Raw genomic sequence first — 12,026 nt, 5'->3', positions numbered from 1 at the left:
CTCCGCCATAGGATGACGAATGCGAAGGGTGCTTCCGCCAATCGCCAACGTTGAAGATTGGCGGGAACGCTCTTTGCCTTCGTCATCCTATGGCGGAGCAGGCCGAAGGCCGTCGCGCAGACCATAGGATCCAGGCCGGAACGCCAGCGAAGTGCTCCGGCGGTGCGGAACGGGATGACCCGCTGTGTGTCGGCTTCAGCTGTCGATCTCGCCCGGCTCAATTTCGGCTTGCCGGAATGCTTCGGAAGGCGATATGCGGCGACATCGTGCGTGAGGCAACAAGGCAGGTCGTCGCCGGCGCGTCGACGCCGTCCATCGGTGTTCATCCTGAGATCGCAATGAAACCGCTTCCAGCCTCTTCCGGCGACCTGATCGCCGACCGCCGCGCCGATTATGCGGAAATGCTGTTCGCCAATGGCGAGCATGCGGCAGCGGCCGAGCTGATGCTTTCGGCGCTGGAACTCGCGCCCGCCTGGGCGATGGGCTGGTTCAGGCTGGGCGAGTTCCAGGAGGCGGCCGGCGCGGTGACCGAGGCCGGGCAGGCCTGGCGCATGGCGCTGAAGCTTGAGCCGGCCGACCGGCCGGGCGCCCGGCTCAAGCTGCAGCTGATCGGCGCCGAGCCGGCGGCCGCGGCGCCACCCAGCGTCTTCGTCGAGACTCTGTTCGACCAGTATGCCGACGAATTCGACCACGCGCTGGTGGAGACGCTCGGCTACCGCGTGCCGCAGCTGCTGGAGCAGGCGATCCGCGCGGCGGCGCCGGGCCGCTCCTTCGACCGCGCCGTCGACCTCGGTTGCGGCACAGGGCTGATGGGCGAAAAACTGCGGCCCTTCGTCCGGCACCTGGAGGGCCACGACATCTCCGCCGCCATGCTGAAGAAGGCGGAGGCGCGAAAACTTTACGATCGGTTGGAGAAGTCGGATCTGCAGGACCTCGTGCTGCCGCCCGCGAGCACCGATCTGGTCACCGCCGCCGACGTCTTCATGTATGTCGGCGGGCTGGAGCGCGTCGCGGGCATGGTGGCGGCAGCCCTGACCGGCGATGGGCTGTTCGCCTTCACAGTCGAGAAGCATGACGGGCCGGAGGATTTCGTGCTGCGCGAGACGCGGCGCTATGCGCATTGGGAGGGTTATGTGCGGCGGGTAGTGGAAGGCGCGGGCATGAAAATTGGCTCGTTGACGGAAGACACGATCCGCATGGATCGTGCGGAGCCGGTGAAGGGTCTGATTGTTACAGCCGGACTTGTTGCACCTGTAAGGTAGCAGTTGACGGGCGTCAGCCCGTGCCTTACAGTACTCCGGCATGATCTCCAGCTTTCGAAGCAAGGCTCTGAAACGGTACTGGATCGGAGGCAACGACAGCGGCATCAGACGGACTGGCGACGGAAGGTCCGTCTCGTGCTGACGCGACTTGATGCTGCACGGGCAGTGACGGAGATGGACGTACCGGGTTTCGGCTTTCATGCCCTGACGGGCGATATGTCGGGACGGTTCGCCGTCACCGTATCCCGAAACTGGCGCATTACCTTCGCCTGGGACGGCGAAAACGCTGTTGACGTTGATCTGGAAGATTATCATGGCACCTGAGAGCCTGAGACATTCATCCATCGAGCCTGCGCACCCTGGCGAGTTGCTTGGTGAAGTCATGATCCCTGCAACCGGGCGCAGCAAGGCCGAGATCGCTCGGCTACTCGGTATTTCTCGGCAGACGCTCTACGACATATTGAACGCCAAGCAGCCGGTAACGCCGGCTGTCGCGGTTCGCCTTGGAAAGCTGTTCGGCGATGGCGCCGGCATCTGGGTCCGCATGCAGGCAGCTTACGATACCTGGCATGCGGAACGGGAAGTGGACGTTAGCGGAATCCCCACGCTCCGGGTAGCCTGATCCCTTTTTGTTCCAGATTCCGCTTGGCGCCGCCAAAGCCTCGCGCTAGTTCTGGCGCGTGACCGAACAGAGCCGCGTCCAGCCGCAAGACGGCGCCGCCCTCCTGCCCGAGCCGTTTCTGAACTGGTTCGCGCGGCGCGGCTGGGCGCCGCGCGCCCATCAGATCGAACTTTTGGCCAGGGCGCAGGCGGGAAAATCGGTGCTGCTGATCGCGCCGACCGGCGCGGGCAAGACGCTGGCCGGCTTTTTGCCAGCGCTGGTCGACCTGGCCAACCGACCGAAGCGCCGGCCGGGCGAGGCGCATCGCGGCGTCCACACGCTCTACATATCGCCGCTGAAGGCGCTCGCCGTCGACATAGAGCGCAATCTCGGCAAGCCGGTCGCCGAGATCGGGCTGGCGATCTCCATGGAGACGCGAACCGGCGACACGCCCGCCCACAAGCGCCAGCGCCAGAAATTTTCGCCGCCCGATATTTTGCTGACCACGCCGGAGCAGCTGGCGCTGCTGATCGCCGCGCCCGACGCCAAACGCTTCTTTTCCGGGCTGCGCTATGTCGTGCTCGACGAGCTGCATTCGCTGGTGACGTCCAAACGCGGCCACCTGCTGTCGCTCGGGCTCGCCCGGCTGCGCCGCTACGTTCCCGGTCTGCAGGCGATCGGCCTGTCGGCGACGGTGGCCGAGCCGGACGAGCTGCGGCGCTGGCTGGTGGCGCAGGGTTTATCCTCCCCCCTTGAGGGGGAGGTGCCGCCGAAGGCGGCGGTGGGGGTAACCTCAGAAGGCACCGCCATTAGGCCGAGCGCGGCCGCGGCGACCCCCTCCGCCCGCTACGCGGGCACCTCCCCCTCAAGGGGGGAGGAACCGATGGCCGATCTCATCACCGTCGCCGGCGGGGCGAAGCCGGAGATCTCGATTCTCGATTCCGAGGAACGGGTGCCCTGGGCCGGGCACTCCTCGCGCTATGCCATTCCCGAAATCTACGAGGCGATCCGCAAGCACAGGACGACGCTGCTCTTCGTCAACACGCGCAGCCAGGCCGAGATGCTGTTTTCGGAACTGTGGCGGGTCAACGAAGACACGCTGCCGATCGCGCTGCACCACGGTTCGCTCGACGTCAGCCAGCGCAGGCGCGTGGAGAAGGCGATGGAGAGCGGCAGTCTGCGCGCCATCGTCGCCACCTCGACGCTCGATCTCGGCATCGACTGGGGCGACGTCGACCTGGTCGTCCATGTCGGCGCGCCGAAGGGTGCGAGCCGGCTGGCGCAGCGCATCGGCCGCGCCAATCACCGGCTCGACGAGCCGAGCAAGGCGATTTTGATCCCGGCCAACCGCTTCGAGGTGCTGGAATGCCGGGCCGCGGTGGAGGCCAACTATCTCGGCGCGCAGGACACGCCGCCGCTGGCCGACGGCGCGCTCGACGTGCTTGCCCAGCACATTCTCGGCATGGCTTGCGCCGAGGCCTTCGACGCCGACGAGCTTTATGCCGAGATCACCAGCGCCGCGCCCTATGCGCGGCTTTCCCGCGAGACCTTCGACCGCGCGGTCGACTTCGTCGCCACCGGCGGTTATGCGCTGAAATCCTACGAGCGCTACGCCAAGATCCGCCAGACCAGGGACGGCAGATGGCGTATCTCGCATCCGCGCTTCGCCCAGCAATACAGGCTGAATGTCGGCACCATCGTGGAGGCGCCCTATCTCACGCTGCGCTATGCCCGCTCCGGGCGCGGCGCGTCGCGCGGCGGGCCGGTGCTCGGCAAGATCGAGGAAGGGTTTCTCGAATCGATCGCGCCGGGCGACACGTTTCTGTTCGCCGGCAAGGTGCTGAGGCTGGAGGGTATCCGCGAGACCGAGGCATTCGTCTCCAACGCCGTCGGCAACGATCCGCGCATTCCCGTCTATGCCGGCGGAAAATTTCCGCTGTCGACCTATCTCGCCGGCGAGGTGCGCGCCATGCTGGCCGATCCCGCCCGCTGGAAAGCGCTGCCCGATCAGGTGTCCGACTGGCTTCGGTTCCAGGCTGAGAAATCGGTGCTGCCCAGGCGCGAGGACCTGCTGGTCGAGACCTTTCCGCGCGGCCAGCGCCACTACATGGTGACCTATCCGTTCGAGGGGCGGCTGGCGCATCAGACGCTCGGCATGCTTTTGACGCGCCGCCTCGACCGCGCCGGTGCGCGCCCGCTCGGCTTCGTCGCCACCGATTATTCGATAGCGGTGTGGGCACTCGACGACATGGGGTCGCTGTTCAAGCGCGGAAAGCCGCCGCTGTCGACGCTGTTCGACGAGGACATGCTGGGCGACGATCTGGAAGCCTGGCTGGCGGAGAGCTGGCTGCTGAAGCGCACCTTCCGCAACTGCGCGCTGATCTCGGGGCTGATCGAGAAGCGCCATCCCGGCCAGGAGAAGAGCGGCCGCCAGGTGACGGTGTCGGCCGACCTTATCTATGATGTGCTCAGGACGCACGAGCCCGACCACCTGCTGCTGCAGGCGACGCGCGCCGACGCGGCGACCGGCCTGCTCGATGTCAGCAGGCTTGCCGAGATGCTCTCGCGCATCCGCGGGCGAATCGTGCATAAGCACCTCGAACACATCTCGCCGCTCGCAGTGCCGGTCATGCTGGAGATCGGCCGGGAAAGGGTGGCCGGCGAGGCCAACGAGACGCTGCTCGAGGAGGCGTCGCTGGTCGAAGAGGCAATGGGAAGCGGATGACGGCCGTCCCTCTCGAAAAGGATGCGGTGCGCGGCGGCATGATCTCCGTCGCCGGCGAGCTCGCGCTGTGCGACCGGCGCGGCGCGCTGTTCTTTCCCGATCACGGCCTGCTCGCGGTCTCGGATCTGCATCTGGAGAAGGGATCGTCGGCGGCACGGCGCGGCTCGCTGCTGCCGCCCTACGACACGGCGGCGACGCTGGCCTGCCTGAAGACGGTGATCGACGACTTTTCCCCGAAGATCGTCGTCAGCCTGGGCGACAGCTTTCATGACGGCGAGGGCTCGGCGCGTATGCCCGAACTTTTTCGCTCGCGGCTTGCCGCGCTGATGGCCGGCCGCGACTGGTTCTGGGTGAGCGGCAACCACGATCCCGATCCGCCGGCCGGCATCGGCGGCGACAGCGTGCGCGAGATTTCGGTCGGCTCGGTGCTGTTCCGCCACGAGCCGTCGCGCGAGGCCGGCGAGGGCGAGATCGCCGGGCATCTGCATCCCTGCGCGCGCATCGTCCAGCGCGGCCGCTCCGTGCGCCGCCGCTGCTTCGCCACCGACGGCAGCCGTGTCGTCATGCCGGCCTTCGGCAGCTACACCGGCTCGCTGAACGTGCTCGACCGCGCCTTCGCCGGGCTGTTCAGGCGCGACGGCTTCGTCGCCCACATGCTGGGCGCGGACCGCACCTACGCGATCGCCGGCAAGCGGCTGCTGCCGGGGTGATCAGCTGATATCGGGCATCTCGTCCGGCCATCGCCGAGCGCCATGCAGGATGCGCAGGATGCGGACCGTGTCCTCGACAATTCGATAGGCAATGACATAGGGCGTTCGCTGGACGACCAGTTCGCGTGTGCCGTCGACGCGGCCAGGCCGCCCGCTCTCCGGAAAGTCACGAAGGCGCTGGACCTGTGCGGTAATCCTTTCGTCGATGATGGCGCGGCTCTGCGACTGTCCTGCTCGATATGGGAGAAGATCTGGTCCCGGTCGTCCACGGCGAAGGGCGACCACTCCAGCTTCATGCCTCATTTCCGTGCACGGGCCGCGCCCAGCGCCGCGGCGCGGCGTTCGGCAAAGCGGGCTTCCACCTCGTCATGCGGGATGGCGGGCCGCCGATCGTCGAGAGCCTCCTGCACCTTTGCCCTGAACCAAGCGTCATGGGCGGCCGGATCGGTTACGAACCCCGGTGGCAAGGCGCCCTCATTGGCGACCCGCGTCAGCAGGATGCGGACGGCGTCTGACACGGTCAGTCCCATGTTGTTCAGGACGACGGTTGCACGCTCCTTCAGGTCCGGGTCGATGCGCGTTTGCACCAGTGCGCTCGCAGTCATGGCCTTCCTTTCCAGCCCCCGGGATGGAAGATAACGTAATTCAGCTGAATTACAAGGATGCTGCCCCATCAATCCCGCCGGAACACGATGCGGCCGAGCCAGCCGGTGACGATCGCCAGGCCGACGGCGCAGAAGCCGTAGAACAGGCTGTGGTTGCGCGACAGGCGGAACAGCATCTGCTCGAAGCCTGATTTCACGATCGCCAGTTGCGCCGAGGTCTCCTTGATGAACAGGCCGTTGCGGAACAGGAAGGCGCGTGCCTTGTGCGTGCCGACGGGCACGTCGGGAGCGAGCCGCAGTGAGGCGCGGAACAGGTTCGACGACAGGAACTGCACGCCGCCGATGCGCTCGTTGAACAGGCCCACGGCCTCCTTGCGCTCGCGCAGCGCCGTCCGGAACTCCTGCAGCGTCGCCGGATTGTCGACGATCTCGGCGGGCTGGATGTGGATGAAGTCGGTGCCCAGCGCCAGCTGCCGGTAGCTGTTCTGGTCGGTGATGTCCTGCGGCATGCGGGTGGTGGCGATCGAATAGGATTCAGGCACGTTGACGAAGGATTCCGACTGCGTGTTCATCCAGATGCCGAGCACGCGGCTCTTGCGGCGCACGGTTACCAGCCGGCCCGGCCCTTCGAGCACGACGACAACATCGTAGCGGCCCTGTCGGTTGATCAGCGGGTCGGGGTTTTCCAGCGAGCCGAAGATCGTCAGGTCGGCGCCGGCGAAATCGGCGGTGATGCGGATCACGTCGGTCGACAGCCCGATCTGGATACCCTCGGGCAGGGGAGGCGGCTGCAGCGGCACCGGTCCCTGCGCCGCCGCCGGGCTGGCCCAGGCCGCGACGGCCAGGGCTAGCGTGGCGAGCAGGCGGCGTCTCATCGCTCAGATCCCCGGCGCCAGCGAGTAGATGCTGGGCGGCGGCAGGAACAGGTCGAAGGCGAGCCTTATCGCCACCGCCAGCACCAGCATCGCCAGCAGCGCCCGCAACTGCTCGCCGCGCAACCGCTGGCCGGCCTTGGCGCCGTATTGCGCGCCGGCGACGCCGCCGACCATGAGGATGAAGGCGAGCACGATGTCGACCGTCTGGTTGGTCTCGGCGTGCACGATTGTCGTGTAGGCGGCCACGAAGATGATCTGGAACAGCGACGTGCCGACGACGATGTTGGTGGGCACCTTGAGCAGATAGATCAGCGCCGGCACCATGATGAAGCCGCCGCCGACGCCCATCACCGAGGACAGCAGGCCGATGCCGGCACCGAGCCCGAGCACCGGGATCACGCTGACGAACAGCTTCGATGTGCGGAAGCGCATCTTCAGCGGCAGGCGGTGGATCCAGTTGTGCTGGCCGGGCCGCTTCAGCGAGGGCTGGACCCCGCCCTTGCTGCGGCGGATGGCGTTGACGCTCTCCACCAGCATCAGTCCGCCGACCGTGCCCAGGAAGGCGACGTAGGTGAGCGAGATGATGAGGTCGAGCTGGCCGAGGCTTCTCAGCAGCGCGAAGATGTAGATACCGATCGTCGACCCGAAGATACCGCCGGCCAGCAGCACCGTCCCGAGCTTGACGTCGAGCGTGCCGCGCTTGAAATGCGCCAGCGCGCCGGAGAAGGACGAGGCGATGACCTGGTTGGCGCCGGTTGCGACGGCGATCGCCGGCGGGATGTTGTAGAAGATCAGCAGCGGCGTGATGAGGAAGCCGCCGCCCACCCCGAACATGCCCGACAGGAAGCCGACCGCCGCGCCCATGGCGAGCAGGACGAGGACGTTGACCGACATTTCCGCGATCGGGAGATAAATGCCCACCCGTCAAACTCGACTGCAAATGCGGTGCCGCGAAGCGTGCCGAAACACCCTCGTGACGTAGAAAGCTCATGCGCCGACATTGCGGCGAAGTCAAACTTCGCCGCGAGACGGAAACAAAAATTATCTCAATGAGTTAAATTCGCGCGAGCGAGCCCGTTCGGGCCTCGCGGAATCGCTCTCTACTTCTTCTCGAGCAGCGCGCGCACCAGCTTCTCGTCGACCTCGCCGGTGGCCGCCATGCCGTTGTCCTTCTGGAAGGCCATGATGGCGTTCTTCGTTCTTTCGCCCATCACGCCGTCGGCGCCGCCGGCGTCGTAGCCGTTCTTGTTGAGGATGAGCTGGATGTTGCCGATCGCCTTCTTCATGTCGATGCCCGCGGTCGTGGTCGGGGCTTCCTGCCAGGATTCCGGGATCTCGACCGAATTGGTCTCGGGATCGAGCGGCTTGGCCTTCCAGGCCTCCACGTCGGCACGCGCCTTGGTCAACTGCTCCGGCCGCAGCGAATTGGCGATCTCGTCGCGCTTGGCGCCGGCGTCGCGGTCGCCCGCCTTGGCGGCGAGCGCGAACCATTTGTAGGACTCCTCCAGGCTCTGCGGCACGCCCACGCCCTTGGCGGCGAGGATGCCGAGGTTGAACTGGCTGTCCTTGACGCCGAGGTCGGCGGCGCTCCTGAACCAGCGCGCGGCCGACTCGTTGTCGGTGGTGCCGTCGGCGCCCATCGCATAGAGCACCGCCAGATTGTGCATGGCGCTGGCATTGCCCTGCTCGGCGGCGAGCTGGTACCAGGTCTTCGCCTTTTCGACGTCGCGCTCGACGCCCATCGCCTTCTCGTAAAGGTTGCCGATCCGGTATTGCGCCGGCGCGAAGCCGAGTTCCGCCGACTTCTCGTACCAGCTTGCCGCCTGCTGCATGTCGGCCTTGATGCCGCGGCCGTCCGCATAGCGCGAGCCGAGCTCGAACAACGCCTTGGCGTCGCCGGCCTCGGCCGCCTCGCGCAGCGCCTGCGGCCCGGCGTCGTCCGGGACGTCGAGGGATATGATGGTGGTCGCCGCCGGGGCGTCCGCCTCGTCCGTCGACGGCGTCGGGACGGCCGCGACGGTCGCCGGCGCCGCCGTGTCGGCGGGGAGCGTTGCAGCGGGTGTCTCGGCGACCGGAGTCGCCTGCCGCGGCGCTTCGTCCGTTACGTTCACCGCATCGCCGGGCGCGGCTTCGGCGACCGGCCGATCGGCTCCGGTCGTTTCCGGCCGGGCGGCGGCGACGTCGTCCATGTCATCCGCGGCGTCAGCGGACGGGACATCGGCCGGCGGATCAAACGGCACGTCGAGGGCGGCCGTCTCCGGCAGCTTCTCGGCCACGAGCGGGATGGCGGCGTGGTCGCCGCTTCGGCCGAAATAGGCCTTGCCGAGCTGCAGGCCGGCCAGCACCACCATGATCGCGGTGGCCGCCATCAGGATGGGCTTGCGGTGTTTGCGGAAGACATTGGCGATCTTCCGGCCGCGCGCCGCCTTCGGCACGCCCTCGCCGCGTTTGGCGATTTCGGCCTCCGCCGCGGCCGCCTGGGCGGCGCGCCGGGCCGCAGCGATGAAATCCGCCTTGGCCGCATTGTTGTCGCCGACACGGCCGTTCTGTCCGCGTTCCTCGCGCACGCGCCGCATGATGGCGTTGAGATCCGGCGTGCCCGAGCCCGGCTCCAGCGGCCGGTTGGCGACCTTGGGATCCAGCGGCTCGTCGAGCGCGGCCTCGACCGCCAGCTCGACCGGGCTCTTCGCGTCCGCCGAAGACTCGGTCCTTGGCTCTGCCGCGGCATCCTTGCGGCCGAGCGCCCGGGTCAGGCCGCTGAGCAGCGATTTCGACCGTGGCGCGGCGGGGCGCTCGTCGGCGCGATCCGAACCGACAGCCGCGATCGCGGCTTCGGCAGCGGCCTCGGCGGGAGAACGGGTGGCCGTCATGGCGGCTTTCGGCTGGAGGGGCTCCTCCGACCGGGCGGGAAGGCCGTCGTCATGACCGGCATGCAGCGGCGGCGGGTTGTCCAGCTCCATCACCCGCCCGTTCGCCGGGCGTGGTGCGGCCGCTGCCGGCTCCCCCGTCTCCAGCGTGCCGAGCCGGTCGACGATCTTGATCAGCGTGTCGTGGATCGCCTCGAAGGTCTTGGTGTTGCGTTCGTCCGAGCGCCGGGTCAGCATCTCCAGCGCCTTGAGGTCCTGCGTCAGCCCGTCCACGGCGGCAAGATGCGGCTGCGATCCGTCGAAGCTGCGCATGGCGGCCTCGGCCGCCTGCCGGGCGACCTGCAGGATGGACTCGCGGTTGCCGGCAATGTGGCGTTCCAGTTCGGTGATGCGCGGGCCGATGTCCTCCAGTTCGGGAAGGGACGCCGACGGACGGCTGAGATGGCCGGACAGCGCCGCGACCTGGTTTTCCAGGCTGCGGATGAGGTCGGGGTCGATGCCGGCGAATTTCGATGCATTGGCGTCGATGCGCGCGGAGATGTTCTCCAGCCGCTTTTCCAGGCCGCGGATCATCTCGCCGCCCGCCTCGGTCGAGGAACCGGCGAGCTGGTGCGTCAGCTCGGCGAAGCGGGCATCGATGACGTCCATGACCCGGGACGTGTCGAGCGTCTCGGCGGTGCGCAGGTCGATCCGCTCGGCGACGTCGTCGAGCCGCCGCTCGAGATCGCGGAACATCAGATTGCCGTGCTCGATGGCGTCGCCCTGGCGGCGCTCGATCATGGCGGAAAGCACGTCGAAGCGCTGGTCGATGCTGGCCAGCATGGCCTGGCGCTCGGCGTCTGCCGGCGTCCTGTCCAGTTTCTCGGCGATCGTCAGAACCTGCCGGGACAGATGCTCCATCGCCCGTTCGGGGAATGCGCCCTGCGCCGCGAGCTCGTCGACACGCTGCGAAAGCGTGTTCAGGCGGTCGACGACCTCCGCCGACGGACGGTCCTCGACGAGTTCGTCGATCTGCCGGGCCAGTGCCGAGATCCTGGCTTCGATGCGCTGAAACGGCTCCGGGTCGATGACGGGAGACTGGACGGCCGCGGTCGAGGCGACGATCGCCCGCGAGATCTCGTCGAGGCGCTCCTCGATCAGGCGGAACATCTCCGGGGCCTGATGCTCGTTATGGTTGACGAAATGGTCGAGCGCGCCGGCCAGCGTGCGCAGCTTGTCCTCCAGCGAGCGTAGGGATAGCGATTCCGGCAGGCCGTTCACCGCCTCGCCGATCGACTGCAGCCGTTCGGAAAGCGCCGCGATTTCCGGGTCGGGCGCGCTGTGCCGCTCGTCCACGCGGTTCTCGAAGGCGGTCCAGCGGCGGTCGAACTCGTCCCAGCGGCGGTGCGACGAGCGCACGGTCTCCTCGCGCGCCAGCGTGTCGAGCGCGGCGCGAACCTGCTCGATATCGGTGCGCAGTGCGCCGACGGCCCGGTCGTCGGTGCGTTCCGACAAGTTCGAGATGGCATGCGAGATCCTGTCGATCTCGGAGGCGAGGCCGGCTCCCAGCGCGGCGGCGTCGCCACTGGAGGCGAGCATCCGTCCGAGCTCGCCGCGCAGCGCCTCGAATTCCGTCTGCATGTTGGAGGCCACTTGCTGGCGCAGATCCTCGCGCAGGCTCTTCAACTCGCCGGCGATGCGTCCGGCCGAGGCGATGCCCTCTTCCTGGTCGCGGATGCGGTCGAAATCGCGCGGCAGCGACCGGTAGGACGGCTCGAGGTCCGGCCGGCGCACTTGCCTGTCCTGCGTCCGGGGGACGTCGAAAGCGGCTGGGCGCGGCGGCCGGGCGCTGTCGCCGCGGTCGCGGCTGTAGTCGTGCAGCACCTCGCGGGAGCGGTCGAGCCTGTTCTCAAGATTCTGCAGCGATTGCGTGATCTGCTCGAGCGTGGTGCTCGCCCTGCGCTGCCGGCCTGTGTTGAGGGTATCGAGATACGTTCGCTTGCTGTTCATCGAAACGCCTGTCCGCCTGTGCTGGCTCAGCCAGCGCTCCCTCTCTCCTCGGGGCCGGAAGCGTCGCATACCGCGAGAAGGAGACCTCCGCGCGCCGCTCCGAAAGGTCGTGAAGAATTCGCTACAGGATAATCACGAGAGCCCGTCACGCGCACATTTCGCCCATCGTGGTAAACAAGCCGTTAACCAACCTTAACTTCTTTGCCGTGCGCCCGAGTGCCCCGCGGGCGGGGGTTTTCGAGCGCAGAACGTGTTAAATACAACTTTTGGGCGATTGCGACGTAAGGTGAGGGCCTCTATATGGCCGCCTCAATTACGTAGACGTAAGAAGGAGCCATGCGGCGCCCGTCTTGCATTCGTGTCAACCATGCGAAGCCGCGACCCCCGAGCGG

At 67.3% G+C, this 12,026-nt stretch carries 10 protein-coding genes and 1 pseudogene; 5 read left to right on the top strand and 6 right to left on the bottom strand.

The window, feature by feature from the left end; translation table 11 throughout:
* Nucleotides 1-326 (bottom strand): hypothetical protein (locus C7I84_RS30405; protein WP_207771063.1); only part of this gene is annotated, 326 nt, incomplete at its 3' end.
* A gap of 12 nt (nt 327-338) precedes the next feature.
* On the opposite strand from C7I84_RS30405, the gene C7I84_RS24130 reads away from it, so the two are divergent.
* The 5 genes from C7I84_RS24130 (at nt 339) to pdeM (ending at nt 5,298) form a co-directional block, all read left to right on the top strand.
* Nucleotides 339-1,262, top strand: a complete 924-nt coding sequence (locus C7I84_RS24130; protein WP_106774780.1) for a class I SAM-dependent methyltransferase — start codon at nt 339-341, stop codon at nt 1,260-1,262.
* Between the two features lie 135 nt (nt 1,263-1,397).
* A complete protein-coding gene (locus tag C7I84_RS30710; protein ID WP_245428588.1) occupies nt 1,398-1,586 on the top strand; it encodes a type II toxin-antitoxin system RelE/ParE family toxin in 189 nt (62 codons plus the stop codon).
* The gene (locus C7I84_RS24120; protein ID WP_106774768.1) at nt 1,576-1,884 is read left to right on the top strand and encodes a HigA family addiction module antitoxin; all 309 of its coding nucleotides are present in this window, start codon (nt 1,576-1,578) and stop codon (nt 1,882-1,884) included. The genes C7I84_RS30710 and C7I84_RS24120 overlap by 11 nt, the downstream gene beginning before the upstream one ends.
* A gap of 58 nt (nt 1,885-1,942) precedes the next feature.
* Nucleotides 1,943-4,588, top strand: coding sequence for a ligase-associated DNA damage response DEXH box helicase (locus C7I84_RS24115; RefSeq protein ID WP_106774767.1), 2,646 nt, complete (start codon nt 1,943-1,945; stop codon nt 4,586-4,588).
* A 38-nt stretch (nt 4,589-4,626) separates the two neighbouring features.
* On the top strand, nt 4,627-5,298 hold the full coding sequence (gene pdeM, locus C7I84_RS24110; RefSeq protein WP_245428591.1) for a ligase-associated DNA damage response endonuclease PdeM: 672 nt from the start codon (nt 4,627-4,629) through the stop codon (nt 5,296-5,298).
* On the opposite strand, the pseudogene C7I84_RS24105 reads toward pdeM, so the two are convergent.
* The 5 genes and pseudogenes from C7I84_RS24105 to C7I84_RS24085 form a co-directional block, all read right to left on the bottom strand.
* A pseudogene (locus C7I84_RS24105) lies at nt 5,299-5,594 on the bottom strand (type II toxin-antitoxin system RelE/ParE family toxin).
* A 3-nt stretch (nt 5,595-5,597) separates the two neighbouring features.
* Nucleotides 5,598-5,903: a type II toxin-antitoxin system RelB family antitoxin gene (gene relB / locus C7I84_RS24100; RefSeq protein ID WP_106774765.1), complete on the bottom strand. Its 306-nt coding sequence runs from the start codon at nt 5,901-5,903 to the stop codon at nt 5,598-5,600.
* Nucleotides 5,904-5,971: 68 nt separating this feature from the next.
* Nucleotides 5,972-6,778, bottom strand: coding sequence for a TIGR02186 family protein (locus C7I84_RS24095; RefSeq protein ID WP_106774764.1), 807 nt, complete (start codon nt 6,776-6,778; stop codon nt 5,972-5,974).
* A gap of 3 nt (nt 6,779-6,781) precedes the next feature.
* On the bottom strand, nt 6,782-7,699 hold the full coding sequence (locus C7I84_RS24090) for a sulfite exporter TauE/SafE family protein (RefSeq protein WP_106774763.1): 918 nt from the start codon (nt 7,697-7,699) through the stop codon (nt 6,782-6,784).
* 179 nt (nt 7,700-7,878) lie between these two features.
* Nucleotides 7,879-11,634, bottom strand: a complete 3,756-nt coding sequence (locus C7I84_RS24085) for a peptidoglycan-binding protein (protein ID WP_106774762.1) — start codon at nt 11,632-11,634, stop codon at nt 7,879-7,881.
* Between the last annotated feature and the right edge of the window lie 392 nt (nt 11,635-12,026).

It is taken from the genome of Kumtagia ephedrae (assembly GCF_003012745.1).
GTDB lineage: Bacteria > Pseudomonadota > Alphaproteobacteria > Rhizobiales > Rhizobiaceae > Kumtagia > Kumtagia ephedrae.
This window is presented reverse-complemented; position numbering and strand designations above follow the sequence as displayed.